Below are 19646 nucleotides of genomic sequence, written 5' to 3' on the forward strand. Positions count from 1 at the left end.
ATTGTCAAGATGGAATGATCTGAAAACGATCTACATCCACCATACCCATATCGGTAATTTTCAGATGCGGAATAACTGGGAGTGCAAGAAATGCCAATTGTAAAAACGGTTCTTCAAGCGTGACGCCCAACCCTTTTGCAGCAGCGCGAAGCGTGATCAATTGATCTCGTACATGTTCAAACGGCTCAAGGCTCATGAGACCTGCAATAGGTAACGCAACTTCTGCCAGCACCTCGCCACCATCAACAACAACAAAACCACCTTCAATCTCACGAAGACGATTTGCGGCCAAAGCCATATCACCATCATCCACGCCGACGACTGCTATATTGTGATGATCGTGGCAAACAGTGGATGCGATTGCACCGCTCTGCAAACCAAATCCGTTTACAAAACCAGTGCCAACATTTCCATTTTTCCCATGCCGTTCGATGATCGAAATTTTAATTATATCTCGACCTAGATCAGCATTGGCCTCTGGTCTTCCATCTAACACTTCGGATCTTATATGCTGTGTAATAATTTTGCCGGGAACAATACCGATTACGTGTGCCTCGTTCCCACCAGATTTAATGTGTAAATCTCGCGCTGTTATATCTCGTGAACGGACACTATCACGACCAATGGGCGGTATAGTTTCTCGCGTAGCAAATAGCGCATTATCAACCTTACGACCCGCGCTATAGACATCTGAAATATCGCATTCATATAAATCACTTATAATCACCAAATCAGCACGCCAACCAGGTGCCACAAGACCACGATCTTTTAAGCCATATGCTCGCGCCGCTGAAATTGAAGCAGCACGATACATCGCAAGCGGGTCGGCGCCAAGTTTAATGGCGGTTCTGATCATATAATCAAGATGGCCTTGCTCTGCGATATCAAGCGGATTTCTGTCATCTGTACACAATGCAATGAATGGCGAATTTCGTTCGGTGATAATTGGGGCTAGCGCATGCAGGTCTTTTGATACTGAGCCTTCACGCACTAAAATATGCATACCCTTGCGAAGCTTCTCCATTGCTTCATCAGCTGTCGTTGTCTCATGGTCTGTCGATATTCCGGCGGCTAGATATCCATTTATATCATGACCTCTGACCAAGGGTGCATGCCCGTCAATATGGCGGCCAGCAAAGGCTTCTAATTTATCAAGGCACTCCTCATCTTTATTTAAAACACCGGGATAATTCATAAATTCAGCTAGGCCGATGACCTTGGGATGATCCATCAACGGTGTTAGGTCTTTTGCCTCTAATCGCGCACCGGATGTTTCCATCTGTGTTGCAGGCACACAACTGGAAAGTTGAACACGCACATCCATAATTGTACGTTCGGCACATTTGAGGAAATATTCTATACCTTCGATACCCAGTACATTGGCTATTTCGTGCGGATCACAAAGTGCTGTCGTCACACCGTAAGGCAAAACACAACGATCAAATTCAAATGGTGTTACCATCGAAGATTCAATGTGTAGATGCGTATCAATGAAACCCGGAACGACTATTTTCCCGTCAAGATCAACTTCTTCAACACCTTCATAATCTTCACAAGTACCCACGATCATATCACCGCAAATGGCAATATCACTTTCAACCAATTCGCCCGTGACTAAATCAAAAAAGCGACCGTTTTTTAAAACCAAGTCAGCTTTTTCTGTTCCACGTCCTTGATCAATCCGTTTGGAAATTATTTCCCTTATCATTTAATGCCTATCTGCAACTTTTATCTTTTGTTGGAATACAACTCGAACCTTTCCCCAATCAACCCAGATTATGTTCTCCAAAAACTGGGCAGGAAAATGACAAGAAGTGTGAAGAGTTCGAGACGTCCGAGCAACATGCCGATGGATAAAAGCCACTTTGCCGTATCGCTTAAGCTTGCATAATTGCCAGTCGGACCGATGGTGCTGCCTAAACCTGGACCAACATTGGCGATAGCCGTCCCTGCCCCCGAAAGTGCCGTTGTGGTATCTAGCCCACAAAGTTTAAGACCCAATGCGAGTGCGAAAAAAGACACCATGAATAAAAAGAAGAACGCCATAACCGAGGCAATAACTTGTTGTTGAATGGGCCTACCATTAAATCGTGGTCTGAAAATACCGCTCGGATACATTACCTGATTGAGATGCTGTTTTACTGCTTGGAACAGCACCTGAAACCGAAACACTTTAATGCCGCAGGATGTCGATCCGGCGCAACCGCCCACAAACATAATAAGAAAGAAAAAACTTACAGCAAATGCGCCCCAACTATCGTAACCAGTCGTCGAATAGCCCGTACCAGTAACAACAGATACAACATTGAAGGCCGCAAATCTAAGAGCATTTGCGCCTTGATGCTCTCCACTCGCTACTGCCATGAACCATGCCATAAAAATGGCTATAAACAGAAATACGCCAAACACGCGAACTTGCGAGTCCTGCCAAAGTGGTTTGAACCGCCCTTGGATCATTTGCACATAGAGGATAAATGGTATCGAACCTAAGATCATAAATATGATCGCAACACCTTCTATCGAGGCACTATTGAAGTGCCCCATAGATGCATCTTTTGTTGAAAAACCGCCAGTCGCAACTGTTGTCATCGCATGGATAACAGCATCATCCACCGCCATGCCAGCCGCAATATAAAGCACGGCACAAAGACCTGTTATGGCAATAAAGACCAATGTGATTGAAGATGAGATTTGTGTTGTTCGTGGTAGGATTTTTTCTGCCGTATCGAATGCCTCAGCTTTAAACAGCTGCATACCACCAATTTGCAACATTGGGAAAACGGCAATTGCCATCACAATGATCCCAAGACCACCAAGCCATTGAAGAAGGCCGCGCCAAAACAAAATGCCAGGAGGGGCATTATCAAGATCATCAATTACGGTAGCGCCCGTTGTGGTAAGGCCAGACATGGATTCAAAAAAGGCGTCAGTATAAGTATCAACGACACCGGACCAAACAAATGGCAATGCCCCAAAAGCCACCAACGCAAGCCAAGAACATACTGTCATCAAAAGCGCTTGTCGCGTTGATAACCCCTTTGGGATGCCTCTGGTGGAGATAAACATCAAAAGCCCGACAAGTATTGTAAGCCCAGATGTAATGGCAAAAATTTGCCAGTCCGAACTGCCAACAATAAGATCTACGAGCGCGGGTAGCAACATTGACACACCCAGCGCCGTGATTAATACGCCGGTCACCAATGCGACAGGTCTAAGATCTATAAGACCGATCAATTCAAAACTCTCTGTATATCGGGCCGATCTAATGAAAAGGCCGGAATTTCTGCATCGAACACCAGACCTGCATCTGTTTTAAATTGATAACGCCCGAGCATAATCCCAGAAGGGGTATCAAGTGGGCAACCGGATGAGTATTGATATGAAGCACCCGGCTCTAAAAATGGTTCTTCCCCCACCACACCTTTGCCGGCAACCTCATCAACATAACCATTCTCATCAGTAATATGCCAATAACGGCTTATGAGTTGAATTCTACTGGAAGAACGATTGGTTATTTTGATATGATAGCCCCAAACATATCGATCTTCATCCGGGTCAGATTGTTCATCGATATAAAATGGTTCGACTTCTACGTCTATGTCATTTGTTGTCGCCTGATACATCCGCTATCTTCAAGTCCTTTATCAACAGGCCTTATCAACCATATTGCCTTATTCTATAGCATGATGATCAGGTCAAGTCAGCAAAGGCCAATCATTTGGTGACAAATAAGTGATGAACAATGAATTGCGTATGTTGGTTAGTATCTGTATGGGAAAATAAATTAACTGAGGAAACTGATATGCTGGACGGTTCAGCGCGCAAAATAATCGACCCGATGCTGGATAGTGCAGGTCAATTTCTGGCTAAAAGAGGCGTTTCGGCTGATAGTGTAACCATAGCTTCTTTCATTGTCGGGCTTATATCAGCGATCTTTATTGTCTATGGTTACCTTATTTCTGGGCTTGCGCTCTTGCTCTTGAGTCGAGTAGGCGATGGGCTAGATGGCGCGGTGGCACGACACAGCCAAACAACAGACTTTGGCGGTTTCTTGGATATCGTTCTGGACTTTGCCTTCTATGGACTAATCCCACTTGCCTTCATTATTTATGATCCAATAAACAATGCGATCGCAGGATCTCTTCTGCTCTTTTCGTTTTACATCACTGGTTCGAGTTTTCTTGCTTATTCAATTTTTGCAGAAAAATGGCAACTCAAGACGGAAGTCCGTGGTCAAAAATCTATTTACTTCACTACCGGTCTTGCCGAAGCCACCGAGACGTTCATCACGTTTGCGCTGTTTTGCATCTTCCCGGACTGGTTTTCGATCATTGCGTACATTTTTTCAGCAATCTGTATCTATACCGCCTTCTCGCGAATTATGCTGGCGAAGGCGGCGTTTGATGCAAGTCGAAAAGAACAGATGCCCAACTAAAGATTATTAAGTGCTTGCTCGAAATCTTCAAGCAAATCATTCACATCTTCAATCCCAAAGGAAACACGCACAGTCCCATCGGTGATACCAAGAAGCTGTCGATCTTCTTCTGCCAAATTCTTGTGAGTTGTCGTCGCCGGGTGCGTGATTAAACTCTTCGCATCACCCAAATTATTAGAGATGCTAATAACATCCAGTGCATCCTGCATTTTAAATGCTGCATTCTTACCGCGCTTTAATTCAAAGGCCACCAATGTGGACCCACCCGTCATTTGCTTGGCAATGATATCTGCCTGAGGGTGATCTGCTCGTCCTGGATATATAACACGTGAAATAGCATTATGCTCCGCCAAGAAGTCGGCCACCGCTTTTGCATTTCGCGTTTGTTCATTGACCCTTAATGACAAGGTCTCAAGCCCTTTTAGCATTGTCCATGCATTAAACGGTGACATGGAAGGTCCAGTATGACGATAGTAATCCTGCAACGTCTCATTGATCCATTCAGAATCAGACAAGATTATCCCACCCAAGCAACGGCCTTGGCCATCGACATGTTTTGTCGTTGAATAAACAACAATGTGTGCGCCTAGGTCTAAAGGCTTCTGGAAAAGTGGAGTTGCAAAAACATTGTCGACAACAAGCTTTGCGCCGCACTGATTGGCCAGCTTAGCAACGCCAGCAATATCAATTACTTCCAGTGTCGGATTTGTTGGGCTTTCCAAAAACATCACTTTGGTGTTTGGACGAATAGCTTCTTCCCATTTTTTGAGGTCCGTGCCATCAACCAATGTGGTCTCAATGCCATACTTTGGCATTAATTTTTCAATCACCCAACGACAAGACCCAAATAATGCACGGGCAGCAACAACATGATCACCAGCCTCAACCTGACACATAAGCGCTGCAGTAACAGCTGCCATACCGGAAGCGGTTGCACGGCCTTCCTCTGCACCTTCGAGTATGCACATCCGTTCTTCAAACATGGAAACGGTAGGGTTGGCATAGCGGGAATAAATATACCCGTCTTCTTCACCTAAAAAACGTGCTTCGGCCGAACTCGAACTATCATACAAATAGCCTTGTGTTAGATAAAGGGCTTCAGATGTTTCACCAAATTGCGAACGGGTTGTACCAGCATGAACAAGCTTCGTTGCATCGCGATAAGATTTTTTTTCAGTCATGTTACTTCCAAACAAACTAGCCAAGCAGAAAAACTCAGACAAAATAAAACCGACTTGCACAAGCTAGCCGGTCAAACGTCAAAAGAGTTCTTAAACGCACGACCTTTTAGCTAGTTATTTAAAGTGGCTGCAAGCCGGTCGGCCAAATCACCACGGGATAACGAGCAATTATCACGATCCTCGACTTGCGTCAATTCGCATGAACTGCCAGAAAAAAGCAAACGATGGATAAGTGGGATGGCTGAAACCTTGAGCAATAACGGACGTCAGACAGGTATTTTGTCAGATAGACTGATTTCAGAATTATTTGACCAAGGCCGCCTGGCGAGCCAAAAGCCTCTAGATTCTGACCAAATACAACCTGCAAGTCTTGATCTTCGTTTAGGCGCAAAAGCTTATCGCGTGCGTGCGAGTTTTCTACCGGGGCCTCATAGTACAGTTGAAGAAAAGCTTGATCGGTTAAAACTTCATGAAATTGATCTTACCAATGGCGCTGTGCTTGAAACCGGATGTGTTTATATCGTGCCGCTACTTGAAAGCATCAATCTACCAGAAACGATATCCGCATCTGCCAATCCCAAAAGCTCAACTGGGCGGCTAGATATTTTTACCCGCGTTATGACCGATTACGGACCGGAGTTTGATAAAATCATCGCGGGATACAATGGCCCGCTATGGATGGAGGTTAGTCCTCGCACATTTCCCATTGTTGCCCGTACTGGATCACGTCTTTCGCAAGTTCGTTTTCGTACCGGCAATGCGCTATTAAGCGAAGATGATGTTCGCGCACTTCACGATGCCGAAACACTCATTCATGCGGATGCGCCAAATATATCGGGCGGCGGCATCGGCATGTCTATCGACCTACAAGGTGATGGTGAAGGTTCTCTTGTTGGCTATCGTGGCAAGCATCATACAAGCGTTGTTGATGTAGACATAAAAGCAGCACATGATGTGTTTGATTTTTGGGAACCAATTTATAATCGTGGTGTGCCAGAGCTTATCCTCGATCCTGATGAATTTTACATTCTTGCTTCGCAAGAAGCCGTGCACGTTCCGCCGTTATATGCCGCTGAAATGACCCCGTTTGATCCACTCGTTGGAGAATTTCGTGTTCACTATGCAGGTTTCTTTGACCCTGGATTTGGCAATAGCTTAGCTGGGGGAACTGGCAGCCGCGCCGTGCTTGAAGTTCGCAGTCATGAAGTTCCATTTATTCTGGAACATGGGCAAATTGTTGGGCGTCTTGTCTATGAGCATATGCAGGAAAAACCACAGGCACTATACGGTGCTGATTTGAAGTCCAATTATCAGGCGCAGGGCCTCAAACTTTCCAAGCATTTTCGTTAGGCTACACGCACAAGTATTTGATTAAGTTTACATCTCCAACTCAAATATCTTGAAAAATCTCCGAGAATATGCGCCAATTACACTTAACCGATAACAATAACGCGGCGTTTTGCCCAATGAGTGAGTGATATGAGTAATGAATCCCGAGCTGTGACGCTTGAAATCAACGGCAAACAACGTGAATTTGATATTGACAATCCTGAACTTCCTAATTGGTTAGACGAAGATGCATTCTCATCGGGTGATTATCCATATGAGAAGAAGTTGAAATGGAAACAATACGAAGAAACAATAGAAGCTCTACAGGTAGAACTTGTCAAAGTACAAGCATGGCTTAAGGAAAGCGATAATAGAGTTATCTCAGTTTTTGAGGGCAGAGATGCGGCAGGTAAAGGCGGCTCGATTAATGCTGTAAAGCAATATATGAACCACCGAACCGTTCGTTCTGTAGCACTACCAAAACCGACTGAGCGCGAACGTGGCGAATGGTATTATCAACGCTACGTATCACACTTTCCGACATCCGGTGAGATGGTGCTTTATGATCGTTCTTGGTATAATCGCGCCGGTGTTGAGCCGGTTATGGGATTTTGCACGCCAGAGCAACATGCCAACTTTTTGCAAGACACACCACTATTTGAAAAAATGATATCGGATGAAGGTATTTATTTCTTTAAATTCTGGCTTAATATTGGTCGCGAAATGCAACTCAAACGCTTTCATGATCGCCGTCATAATCCTCTCAAAATATGGAAGCTTTCGCCGATGGATATTGCAAGCTTTGATAAGTGGGACGACTACACAAAAAAACGTGATCTCATGCTATCGACCACGCATTCCGAACTGGCACCCTGGACAGTGGTGAAAGCTAATGACAAGCGTCGCGCACGCATAAACATTATCCGAACCATTTTAACGGCTTTGCCGTATACGGGTAAGGATGGAGACGTGATCGGTGAGATTGACAATAAAATAGCTGGACACGGCCTCGGTTTCGTGGAGGACTAAAGAAGGGTCAGACCATCTACTTGGGAGGTAAAATGGTCAGAAGTGAACAAAAACATATTTGGTTAAACGCCTATCCGGAGGATGTACCTGCGGAGATCGGACCGTTGGAACATGACTCAATTGGCGCTTTTTTTGAAGATGCCTTTGAAAAAAACGGGAACGCGTTTGCTCATACATGTATGGGTAAATCCATCTCATATAAAGAATGGGGTGATACATCCGCTGCGATGGCAGGCTGGCTTCATTCATTAGGCCTTCAAGAAGGCGCTCGAGTTGCGATCATGCTTCCCAATATTCTACAAACGCCAATTATCATCGCGGCGGTTTTGCGTGCTGGTTTTACGTTGACATGCATCAATCCTTTATACACACCACGCGAGGTTAGAAATCAGCTTGTTGATTCAGGTGCTAAAACCATCATTCTTTTGGAAAATTTCGCACATACACTTGAAAAAGTACTGAGTGAGACGAGCGTCAAACATATTTGCATCACGAGAATGGGTGATATGTTTCATGGGCAAACGCTGGGTCTAAAATCATTCATCGTAAATAATGTTGTCAAACACATCAAAAAGATGGTGCCAAACTATTCGCTTCCCTCAGCTACCAGTTATACTGATGCATTGACAATCGGCTCCGCTCGCTCTTTTACACCGTTTAAGCGAAGTCACGATGATCTGGCTGTGCTTCAATATACTGGCGGCACGACGGGCATACCAAAAGCTGCCATGATTTCTCACGCAAATGTACTTTCAAATGCAGAGCAATCTGCTGTTTGGATTGATAGCGGTGTGAAGGGAAAGGCAATGCCGTCACAGCTGACTTTCCTCTGTGCTTTGCCTTTGTTTCACATTTTTTCTTTGACCGTAAACCTCATGATCTCAACACGTATCGGCGGACATAATCTGCTCATACCAAACCCAAGAGATATACCTGCTTTGATCAAAGATTTGCGTAAGCACAAGGTTCAGATATTTGGTGGATTGAACACACTTTTCAATGCACTTTTAAATAATGAAGACTTCCGAAAACTCGATTTTTCTCATGACATGATCACGGCAAGTGGCGGGATGAAAACACAAACCGTTGTGGCTAACAGATGGAGTACTGTCACAGGTTCAACGATCAAAGAATGCTATGGGCTTACGGAAACTTCTCCTGTCGTGAGCGGCAATCGTTTTGATCTTGATGTGTTCACCGGCACTATTGGACTGCCTATACCGTCAACAATCGTCGAAATTCACGATGAAAAAGGAAAAGCACTTCCTCCAGGCGAAATTGGTGAAATCTGTATTGGCGGGCCGCAAGTTATGCTTGGTTATTGGAACATGCCGGAAGAAACCGAAAAAATCATGACAAAAGACGGTATGCTCAAAACCGGTGATATTGGCTTTATGGATCAGGAAGGGCAGATCACGATCGTTGATCGCCTTAAAGATATGATCTTGGTTTCCGGCTTTAATGTATACCCCAATGAGATTGAAGACGTTGTCACTATGTTGGATGGGGTAACCGAATGCGCAGCAATTGGCATTTCAAATAAAGACGGCAACGATGACATCAAGCTCTTTGTTGTAAAAAATGATGAACGCCTCACAGACGATGATGTAAGAGCGCATTGCAAAAAAGAACTAACCAACTACAAGCGCCCCAAATTTATTGTCTTTCATGACGAATTGCCAAAAAGCAATGTTGGCAAAATATTGCGGCGCGAACTTCGGAATATTTAAATCGATTAAATTTTTGTTTATCTAAGACAATGTTTTGTTGATTTTGTCACATTCTGACGTCATATAGGAGCGATATAACAGGAGTTAATTGTCATGAACGCACAAAGCCGCCAAATTATCGAGCAACTGAAATCCAATCTCAGTTCATCTGGTCATATGGATATGCGGCAAGCTTTTGCAAAAAATTCTGACCGTGCGTCAAAATTTACTATAAAACACGATGATTTTTTGATGGATTATTCAAAGTGCGGTATTGATGACGATATCATTGCTGAACTGATGAAAATTGCTGATGTTTCAGATGTATTTGCAAAACGCGATGCGATGTTCGCAGGCGAGAAAATTAACACTACGGAAGATCGCGCCGTATTGCACACGGCACTTCGCGCTCCACGAGACACTGAAATCATCGTGGATGGTGAGAATGTCATACCTGATATTCATGCAGTACTTGATGCTATGGGCAAGTTCTCGGACGATGTGCGCTCGGGAGACATAAGAGGTGCAACTGGAAGAGTCATTACGGACATTGTCAATATTGGTATTGGCGGATCAGACCTAGGGCCTGTTATGGCAACGCTGGCGCTCGCACCGGAGCACGATGGGCCTGTGGCACATTTTGTTTCAAACGTTGATGGCGCACATATTGCCGATACACTTGAAAAACTCTCTCCTGAAAATACGCTTGTGATTATTGCGTCAAAAACATTCACAACAATTGAAACAATGACCAACGCACAGACCGCACGAAAATGGATTTCTGATGCCTTGGGTGAAGAAGCCGTTGAACATCATTTTGCAGCTGTTTCTACTGCTCTCGATAAGGTTCAAGATTTTGGTATGTCACCATCGCGTGTCTTTGGGTTTTGGGATTGGGTTGGCGGAAGATATTCGCTGTGGTCTGCAATTGGTCTTCCGATCATGATTGCAATTGGCAAAGAGAATTTCCGGGCGTTTTTAGATGGCGCTCATTCAATGGATAACCATTTTCGTGAAGCCGAGGCCAAAGACAATTTACCTGTTATGCTTGCTCTATTGGGTGTTTGGCATCGTAATGTTTGCGGTTTCACGACCCGTGCCATCTTGCCTTATGACCAGCGTTTATCCCGTTTTCCTGCATATTTGCAGCAGCTGGATATGGAATCCAACGGTAAAGGCGTAACAACTAATGGTGAGGCTTTAGAAACATCGTCAGGGCCAATAGTTTGGGGTGAACCTGGCACCAATGGCCAACATGCATTTTACCAGTTAATCCACCAAGGCACCGATATTATTCCGGCTGAATTTATGATTGCGGCCAATGCATATGAAGAAGATTTGACACATCAGCACAAGCTTCTCATTGCCAATTGTTTAGCCCAATCAGAGGCTTTAATGAAAGGCCGCACATTGGAAGAAGCAACGGCACAACTTAAAGCCAAGGGAATGGATGACGAGAAGGCAAAAGAAGGTGCTCCTCATCGCGTCTTTACAGGAAATCGCCCATCCATAACATTTGTTTATGATAAGCTGACACCCTTTGCGCTTGGTCGCTTGATCGCGCTTTATGAACACCGTGTTTTTGTGGAAGCCCAAATTTTTGGCATCAACGCATATGATCAATGGGGAGTGGAACTGGGTAAAGAACTTGCTACAGGCCTGCTTCCCGTTGTTGAAGGTACAGAAGATGCAAGCGGACATGATAGTTCTACAGCCGCGCTTGCAAACTATATTCAATCAAGAAGCTAGCATTGAGTTGGTAAGCCGTTAAATAAATCTAGCTTTCAACATCCCAATAAAGGGGTGTCATAGGGTCAAACACTGTAACAGGTCCATCCGGTGTCGTGATTGATGCAGGAAAGACGGTAGGAATGTCTCGCTTTACAAGCGTGATCATCTCTTCATTCGCATCAAGTTGATAGTGTTTTGGTCCATTTAAACTTGAAAAGGCTTCAAGGCGATCCAATGCATTTTCATCATCAAATACTTGTGCGAGACAGGCCATCGTATTTGTGGATGTGAAGATACCTGCACAGCCACAAACATCAATCTTGGCTTTATCTAAGTGCGGGGCAGAATCTGTACCAAGAAAAAAACGTTCATCTTTTGAGGTAGCAGATTTCACAAGTGCCAGACGATGCTCTTCACGCTTAGCGACAGGCAAACAATAATAATGGGGTTTAATGCCGCCAACCAAAATTGCATTGCGGTTAATCATCAAATGATGGGTTGTAATGCTTGCACCTAATGGCCCTGTTGAGCCGGTTACATAATCAACAGCATCTGACGTGGTGATATGCTCCATTGTCACACGCAACTGCGGTAAACGCTGACGCAATGGGTCAAGCACGGCTTCGATGAAGACCTTCTCACGATCAAATATATCGATGGCGGGGTCAGTTACTTCACCATGAACACATAGTGTCATACCGATCTCAGCCATACGTTCAAGAACTGGCATAATGTTCTCAAAATTTCGAACACCATTTTCAGAGTTGGTTGTCGCACCAGCCGGGTATAGTTTTGCCGCATGCACAGTTCCTGATTTGAAAGCCTGTTCCAGATCATCAGGGTCTGTGTCTTCTGTTAAATAAAGCGTCATTAACGGTTCAAAATTATCACCACTTGGAACTGCCTGCATAATTCGTTCGCGATAGGCTTTCGCCTCTTCATTCGTTACCACTGGTGGCACGAGATTGGGCATAATAATCGCGCGTGCAAAATGGCGTGTGGTCTCAGGCAAAACAGCTTCCAGCATTTCACCATCACGCAAATGAAGATGCCAGTCGTCTGGCCTTTTAATTTTCAATGTCTGAACTGTCATCTGCGTTAAATCGCTCTCTTTAAGCTTTCCTGAATATATAATTCGCGAATTCTTTTTGAAATTTCGCCGGGCTTTCCATCACCAATTTGCTGTCCGTCAATCTCGACAACAGGGAACAAAAAAGTTGTCGCCGAGGTGATAAAGGCTTCATTCGCTGCTTTTGCTTCTTCAACGGTAAATTCTCGTGCTTCTACCTTAATGCCAGTTTCTTCCGCATATTGAAGGATTGCAGCGCGTGTAATGCCTGGTAAAATCGCTCTGGAAAGTGGGCGTGTCACAATGGTATTTTCGTTCGTTACGATATATGCATTGTTTGATGTGCCCTCTAGCACAACACCATCTTTGATCAACCATGCGTCGTCGGCTCCACGTTTCTGAGCTTCCATTTTGGAGAGTGATGAATGTAGGAGTTGAACAGTTTTTATATCACAACGCCCCCAACGAAGGTCCTCAACTGTAGCGATGGAAATACCCTTCTTGGCAACAGGGTTATCAATAATACTCTTAGCCTGTGTAAATGACACAACGCTTGGTGTCATGGCACTATTATCATAGACAAAGTCTCGCTCGGCAACTCCACGACTTACTTGAAAATAGATAAATCCCTCATCAAGATTATTCCTTTCAATAAGTGTTTTTAAGACCTCCTGGATTTCATCTCCATCGGCTTGGTATGGAATATCCAGTTCACCACAAGAGCGTTTCAGGCGATCAATATGCCCGTTAAAATCAACAAGCTTTCGACCTAGAACTGCAATCCCCTCATAAACTGCATCAGCAAACAGAAACCCGCGATCAAAAACGGATATCACAGCATCAGATTCATCCACGAATTTGCCATTTACAAAAATAGTCCGCATCTTAAATTCCTTTAGATCTGATCACTCAATAATTTGATATCTCACGTCATATAGATCAATGGAGCGACCTCCACCTGTTATATCGCTATTCAAGGCAATATGTGGAGCCGGATCAAAACTTGCCACGCCAGTCATATCCATTTCTAACATAACATTATTAAGGCCACCATTGAGTTGAAAACGCCGTCGATCAGTTTCAATACCGTTCTTAAGCTGGCACTTAACGTAAATCTGGGTTGGACTTTCTGCAAATATTGACAATGCAATTGCAAACTTTTGCGATGTAGCAGCCTTTAATTTATCGGTATCCAGTGGGATTTGTGCCTCACCAAATTCACTGGAGTTAACAGATGTAATACGAACACCACCATCACCGCCGTCATCAATTGTTTCAACCAACGCTTCACCGCGACCGCGCACATTTTCGACATCTTGATAACCAAATATCTCCGTCCAGCTGTCCAACTGATCGCCTTCGCTCGTCAATGGTTTTGGGATGAAATCTTTATCGGCAACCTGCTCCTCAGAGTTTTCGAGATTATCGCCGTTCCGCCAATCAAGAAACAATTGATAATACTCACTGTTTGAAAACAACCATATTCCACCAAACAGAAAGATTATAAAAACTACAGATACAATTGAACCAGCAACTAAGTCTAAAAGGCTACCGCGACGCCGACGCTTTTCACGTCTTTCTTTCTTGCGAAGCTTGCGATCAGCCTTGTTGTCTGAAGCTGAACTTGCCGCCACTACTTGCTCAACTTTCAACTCATCGGGGGTATCTGACGGCGGCCTATCAATATCAATACTTTTCTCACTTACCTCGATATGGCTTCTTTCCACAGAAACATGAGGGGCCGATTGGTTCTGTGTGGGCGCTTGTATATTTGATTCAGGCCACGGCACAGTTGGTTGTGAAATACTCGGAGTTTCCAAAGGGTGAGGATCAGTATGAATTTCCGGAGAAGCCGTCGAAGTGTCAGGCTCTACTTGTGGTACGAATGGTTCAGCCCCTGACCTTTCAGAGTTTGCAGTATCAGTAATAGGAGGCGCAACATTTGGAATTGAAAAAGAAGGATCTTTTATAAGGTCATCAAGCGGTACTTTGAGATTATACTCTTGTTCGAGAATAACGATTATATCTTGCAGATTTTGTAACCGTTCGGCGACTATCTCAGGCTTTGACTGAGCAAAGGGCTCCAAACTTCTGCGCAATATTGCTTCGGTCGTATCGTATAATTTTTGACGCGTTGTTGAATCTGGATTTTCCAGCTTCGCCAAAGTATCCCGAAGTGTTTTTTCAATACCGTTCAAGCCAGCGCCCTTCCCGCAATTGCGGATCAAATTTGACGTATCTGATACACAGGACAATCAAAATTTACAACAAAGATCACACATGGAGGTGTAATCTTATAAGAACTACGACGCTTATCAATGATATTTGTAATTATTGATATCACTAACTGCAAAAATGACCGACTATTGATCGGTCATTTCAGTTGATCCCCGTTATTAGGACTTGTTCATACGGTTTTCGATGAGGTTATCGACAACAGAAGGGTCCGCTAAGGTTGATGTATCACCCAGAGCACCAAAATCATCCTCGGCGATTTTGCGCAAAATGCGGCGCATGATTTTGCCAGAACGTGTTTTGGGAAGACCTGGCGCCCATTGCAATAGATCAGGCGATGCGATTGGTCCAATTTCTTTTCGCACCCAATTGCGAAGCTCGAGTCGTAACTCATCAGACGGCTCTTCACCTGCATTAAGTGTCACGTAACAGTATATGCCTTGACCCTTCACATCATGAGGATACCCCACAACGGCGGCTTCAGAAACTTTCGAATGAGCAACAAGCGCGCTCTCAACTTCTGCCGTTCCCATTCTATGGCCAGAAACATTGATCACATCATCGACGCGGCCAGTAATCCAATAATAACCATCTGCATCACGGCGGCACCCATCGCCAGTGAAATAATAACCTTTATAATCTGAGAAATAGGTTTGAACGAAACGCTTATGATCGCCATAAACCGTACGCATCTGGCCGGGCCAACTGTCTTTTATACACAATACGCCTTCGGCCGCTGTTTCGTGAATTTCAACACCTGATGTTGGGTCAAGAAGCACGGGCTGAACACCAAAGAATGGCGTCGTTGCCGATCCTGGCTTTGTCGATGTAGCACCTGGAAGCGGGGTAATCATATGGCCACCAGTTTCAGTTTGCCACCATGTATCAACGATCGGGCATCTCCCCTTACCGACAACTTCGTTGTACCAGTTCCAGGCTTCTGGATTTATTGGCTCACCAACGGTACCCAAAACTTTAACCGATGAGAGGTCGCATTTTTCAACAGGTTCGTTACCTTGAGCCATGAGAGAGCGAATAGCTGTTGGGGCTGTGTAGAACTGATTGACTTTATGCTTTTCGCAAACTTGCCAAAAACGAGATGCATCTGGATATGTTGGCACACCTTCAAACATGAGCGTGACTGCACCATTGGCAAGCGGGCCATATACGATATAGCTATGTCCCGTTACCCAACCAACATCAGCCGTACACCAGTAAACATCACCATCATGATAATCGAAGACATACTCGTGGGTCATCGCCGCATAGGTGAGATATCCACCTGATGTATGCAGCACACCTTTAGGCTTGCCGGTAGAACCCGATGTATACAAAATGAAAAGTGGATCCTCAGCATTCATAGGCTCCACTGGACAATCCGCAGAGACGCTTCCTACGAGCTCTGCATAGTCGTGATCACGACCGTCTTTATTGCCCGGTCCGCCCCCGGTACGCTTAACAACAATCGTTGCAACATCACCGCAAATATCTAAAGCAGCATCAACATTCTTCTTAAGTGGAATGTTCTTACCACCGCGAGGGCCCTCATCTGCAGTAACCAATAATTTTGCACCGCTATCGTCAATACGACTTGCGAGAGCATCAGGCGAAAAACCACCAAATACAATTGAGTGAACAGCACCAATACGTGCGCAGGCCAGCATAGCATAAGCAGCTTCCGGGATCATCGGCATATAAAGTACAACGCGATCTCCCTTACTTACACCAAGTTTTTTGTATGCATTTGAAAGGCGCGAGACGTGCTCATGTAGTTGTTTGTAAGTGATGTGCTCAGAATGGGAAGGATCATCACCTTCCCAAATGATAGCCGTCTGGTCTCCACGTGTTTCTACGTGCCGATCCACACAATTTGCGCATACATTTAGAACACCATCTTCAAACCACTTAATCGAAACATTATCGTAATCAAATGTACTATTTTTTACTTTCGTGAATGGCTCGATCCAATCAAGACGCTTGCCAACTTCGCCCCAGAACGCATCTGGGTCTTGGACTGACGATGCATACATTTCATCATATTTTGATTTTGATATATGCGTTGCACTGACAAAATCATCTGATGGCGGATAAATTGGATCGCTCATGGTGTTCTCCCCACACTTACGTAAACTGTATTTTACTAAATAATATCGTATTCACTTATGCGAATTTCGCTCTAGATAGCAAGATACTCATGTCTTAGTTCAACATTATCAAGAACTTCTTTGGCTGTCCCATCAAAGACAACTTTGCCTGTATCAAGAATAACAGCTCGATCGGCAAGATTAAGCGCTGCAACAGCATTTTGTTCAACAATAATGGTTGTCATGCCTTGTTCACGAATGAGTTGAAGTGTTTTTTCAATCTCTTGAACAATCACAGGCGCTAAGCCTTCATAGGGTTCATCCAAGAGCAAAAGCTTAATATCGCGCGCCAGTGCGCGGCCAATAGCGAGCATCTGTTGTTCGCCGCCCGACAGTGTAATCCCCTCCTGCTTGGCGCGTTCACCAAGCCGCGGGAATAACTCATAGATGCGCTCAATTGACCAACCTATAGGTTTTTCAATCTGCGCAAGTTGCAGGTTTTCTTCCACTGATAGTCCCGGAATAATCCGACGATCCTCAGGCACTAGTCCAATACCTGCTCGTGAGGCTTCAAACGCTTTCATAGTATGTAATGGCTGGTGATCAAGCCAAACTTCACCATGAGTTAACATTGGGTCTTCAAGACGAGAAATCGCACGCAATGTTGATGTTTTTCCAGCACCATTCCGGCCCAATAACGCCAAAATCTCACCCTCATGCACATTGAGGTCAACACCTTGAACAATGTAGCTCTCACCATAATAAGCCTTTAAATCCCATGCGGAAAAATAGGCCGGAGCATTTCTAGCGTGGTTTGCGTTCATATTATCAGTCATAATTTCACTCAGCTTATCAAAATCAGATTAGTTATGCGCAGTACCTAGATAGGCCTCTTGCACTTTCGGATGACCTTTAATGTTTTCAGGGAGATCTTCCACAATAACAGTGCCTTGCGCCAGCACAGAAATTTTTTGTGCAAGTGAAAATACCACATGCATGTCATGCTCAATCACCACCATAGTGATTTGACGCTTAGCCTGAATTTTGGCCAGCAACTCAATCGTATTATTAGTATCTGCGCGCGCCATGCCAGCGGTTGGCTCATCAAGAAGCAGCAGTTTGGGATCTTGAGATAAACACATCGCCATCTCCAAACGACGCTTATCACCTCGCGATAATGAAGATGCCGTCATGTCCTTCTTGTCGGCCATATCAACATCCAGCAACATTTGTTCCGCTTTCTCACAAATATCAACTTCGTTCGAAACAGGCTTAATTGCTTCAAGAGAAAAGGCACCATCACGTTTTGCGAAACACGGGATCATCACATTTTCAAAAACAGTTAAATCAGAGAAAATCTCTGGCGTTTGGAACACGCGTGACACACCAATTTGGTTTATTTCATGAGGTTTTTTACCGAGCAGGGAATGACTATCGAATGTCACAGCGCCGGTATCTGGTATCAAGCGACCGACAAAACAATTAAGTAAAGTTGATTTACCAGCACCATTGGGACCAATAATTGCATGTATAGTTGATTCATCAACATTCAAATTCACATTCTGCAGAGCTTTAAGGCCACCGAAACTCTTATTGACATTTTGAACTTCCAAAATACCCATTTTATTTTCCTTAAACTATTCTGCCCGAAATCATTCAGCTGGTGAGACAGCAGTACTGCCCGGCTCTGATTTTTCATCATCGCCTTTCTTTCTTGTGAACATCGTCATAATTTTTTGCGAACCTTCTACAAGACCACCAGGCAGGAAGATCACGATCACCATGAACAATGCACCAAGCGTGAGATGCCAACCTTTTCCGACAAAGGACCCAAAGATCCAGACAAATGTATCTGTCAACACCTCCGGCATGAAGGCAAACCAACCCTCAAGGACACTATCATTAATCTTAGAAAAAATATTTTCGAAATATTTAATGAAACCAGCCCCCAAGACAGGACCAAGCAACGTGCCTGTGCCACCAAGAATCGTCATCAACACAATCTCGCCAGACGCCGTCCACTGCATGCGCTCTGCTCCTGCAAGCGGATCCATCGACGCCATCAAGCCTCCGGCTAAACCCGCATACATGCCTGAAATTACAAAAGCAGCAAGTGTATAGGGTTTAGAGTTTAAACCTGTATAACTCATTCGTGTTTGATTGGTTTTAACTGCACGTAACATCAACCCAAACGGTGAGCGAAAAATCTTTAGTGAAAGATAGAACATTGCGATCAAGAAGATTGCGCACAGATAATACCCAACATTAAATGAGAATGCCCACGCGCCGACCTCCCAGGTAAATGTTTCCTGCATTTCAAGGCCAAAGAGATGCGGAACTGTTGAATCACCTTCACTCAATAAATATTGAGGATCATTGTTATAAACCTGCAATCCGGTCTCACCATTCGTGAGGTTAAAGCTTGGATTTGAGAACACAGAATAGGCCATCGCAAAGCTCATTTGTGCAAAGGCAAGCGTTAGAATGGAAAAGTAAATCCCCGATCTTCGCAAACAAATGAAGCCAATAATTACTGAGAAAATACCGGCAACAATAACGGACAGAATTAAACCAGGAATAATATTGTAGCTAAGAAGTTTAAACATCCAAACCGCTGAGTAAGAGCCCACCCCTAAAAAGGCAGCATGCCCGAATGACAGATATCCAGTTAGTCCAAATAAAATATTGAACCCAATCGCCAGGATACCAAAGTAAGCAAACCGTTGCATCAAGTCTGGATAGCCTGCATTAAACTGCGCCATCACAGACCCATCTGGAAATGGATTTAAAATAAATGGCGCAAGAAGCGTAATTAAAATGACGAAATATAGCGTACGTCGATCA

The 19646-nt window shown here is 44.3% G+C and carries 16 protein-coding genes and 1 riboswitch; of the genes, 5 read left to right on the top strand and 11 right to left on the bottom strand.

What is annotated here, in order from left to right; all coding sequences use genetic code 11:
• Positions 1-4: 4 nt before the first annotated feature.
• The 3 genes from ade to apaG form a co-directional block, all read right to left on the bottom strand.
• Positions 5-1708 (bottom strand): adenine deaminase, encoded by a 1704-nt coding sequence (gene ade, locus G3W54_RS15835; protein ID WP_162654238.1) that lies wholly within the window; start codon positions 1706-1708, stop codon positions 5-7.
• Between the two features lie 68 nt (positions 1709-1776).
• On the bottom strand, positions 1777-3234 hold the full coding sequence (locus G3W54_RS15840) for a TrkH family potassium uptake protein (RefSeq protein WP_244627957.1): 1458 nt from the start codon (positions 3232-3234) through the stop codon (positions 1777-1779).
• Complete coding sequence (gene apaG / locus G3W54_RS15845) at positions 3231-3623, bottom strand: Co2+/Mg2+ efflux protein ApaG (protein WP_162654239.1); 393 nt, start codon at positions 3621-3623, stop codon at positions 3231-3233. Before apaG ends, G3W54_RS15840 begins: the two co-directional genes overlap by 4 nt.
• A 179-nt stretch (positions 3624-3802) precedes the next feature.
• Between apaG and G3W54_RS15850 the strand changes: the two genes are divergently transcribed.
• Positions 3803-4435 carry a CDP-alcohol phosphatidyltransferase family protein gene (locus tag G3W54_RS15850; RefSeq protein WP_162654240.1) on the top strand — a complete coding sequence of 211 codons (633 nt, stop codon included), beginning with the start codon at positions 3803-3805 and terminating at the stop codon, positions 4433-4435.
• On the opposite strand, the gene G3W54_RS15855 is transcribed toward G3W54_RS15850, so the two are convergent.
• Positions 4432-5616, bottom strand: coding sequence for an O-succinylhomoserine sulfhydrylase (locus G3W54_RS15855; RefSeq protein WP_162654241.1), 1185 nt, complete (start codon positions 5614-5616; stop codon positions 4432-4434). The two genes, G3W54_RS15850 and G3W54_RS15855, sit on opposite strands and share 4 nt — an antisense overlap.
• 86 nt (positions 5617-5702) lie before the next feature.
• Positions 5703-5780: riboswitch (SAM riboswitch) on the bottom strand.
• 73 nt (positions 5781-5853) lie between these two features.
• On the opposite strand from G3W54_RS15855, the gene G3W54_RS15860 reads away from it, so the two are divergent.
• From G3W54_RS15860 to pgi, 4 genes are all read left to right on the top strand, one after another.
• A complete protein-coding gene (locus G3W54_RS15860; protein ID WP_162654242.1) occupies positions 5854-6966 on the top strand; it encodes a 2'-deoxycytidine 5'-triphosphate deaminase in 1113 nt (370 codons plus the stop codon).
• 129 nt (positions 6967-7095) lie between these two features.
• A complete protein-coding gene (gene ppk2 / locus G3W54_RS15865) occupies positions 7096-7974 on the top strand; it encodes a polyphosphate kinase 2 (RefSeq protein ID WP_162654243.1) in 879 nt (292 codons plus the stop codon).
• Between the two features lie 32 nt (positions 7975-8006).
• A complete protein-coding gene (locus G3W54_RS15870) occupies positions 8007-9704 on the top strand; it encodes an AMP-binding protein (RefSeq protein ID WP_162654244.1) in 1698 nt (565 codons plus the stop codon).
• Between the two features lie 93 nt (positions 9705-9797).
• A complete protein-coding gene (gene pgi / locus G3W54_RS15875; RefSeq protein ID WP_162654245.1) occupies positions 9798-11432 on the top strand; it encodes a glucose-6-phosphate isomerase in 1635 nt (544 codons plus the stop codon).
• Between the two features lie 28 nt (positions 11433-11460).
• Here pgi and pyrC read toward each other — a convergent pair whose 3' ends face one another.
• The 7 genes from pyrC to G3W54_RS15910 all read right to left on the bottom strand — a co-directional run bounded on the left by pyrC (position 11461) and on the right by G3W54_RS15910 (position 19564).
• Positions 11461-12507, bottom strand: coding sequence for a dihydroorotase (gene pyrC, locus G3W54_RS15880; protein WP_162654246.1), 1047 nt, complete (start codon positions 12505-12507; stop codon positions 11461-11463).
• Positions 12508-12512: 5 nt separating this feature from the next.
• Positions 12513-13367 (bottom strand): D-amino-acid transaminase, encoded by an 855-nt coding sequence (locus tag G3W54_RS15885; RefSeq protein ID WP_162654247.1) that lies wholly within the window; start codon positions 13365-13367, stop codon positions 12513-12515.
• A gap of 21 nt (positions 13368-13388) precedes the next feature.
• Positions 13389-14681, bottom strand: a complete 1293-nt coding sequence (locus tag G3W54_RS15890; protein ID WP_162654248.1) for a hypothetical protein — start codon at positions 14679-14681, stop codon at positions 13389-13391.
• Positions 14682-14879: 198 nt separating this feature from the next.
• Positions 14880-16823 carry an acetate--CoA ligase gene (gene acs, locus G3W54_RS15895; RefSeq protein ID WP_162654249.1) on the bottom strand — a complete coding sequence of 648 codons (1944 nt, stop codon included), beginning with the start codon at positions 16821-16823 and terminating at the stop codon, positions 14880-14882.
• Positions 16824-16894: 71 nt separating this feature from the next.
• Positions 16895-17638: an ABC transporter ATP-binding protein gene (locus G3W54_RS15900; RefSeq protein ID WP_162654250.1), complete on the bottom strand. Its 744-nt coding sequence runs from the start codon at positions 17636-17638 to the stop codon at positions 16895-16897.
• Between the two features lie 27 nt (positions 17639-17665).
• Positions 17666-18424 (bottom strand): ABC transporter ATP-binding protein, encoded by a 759-nt coding sequence (locus G3W54_RS15905; protein WP_162654251.1) that lies wholly within the window; start codon positions 18422-18424, stop codon positions 17666-17668.
• Positions 18425-18454: 30 nt separating this feature from the next.
• Positions 18455-19564, bottom strand: a complete 1110-nt coding sequence (locus G3W54_RS15910; protein ID WP_197742891.1) for a branched-chain amino acid ABC transporter permease — start codon at positions 19562-19564, stop codon at positions 18455-18457.
• Positions 19565-19646 lie beyond the last annotated feature (82 nt).

Origin of the sequence: Lentilitoribacter sp. Alg239-R112, assembly GCF_900537175.1 — a bacterium.
In the GTDB taxonomy this organism is placed as follows: Bacteria; Pseudomonadota; Alphaproteobacteria; order Rhizobiales; family Rhizobiaceae; genus Lentilitoribacter.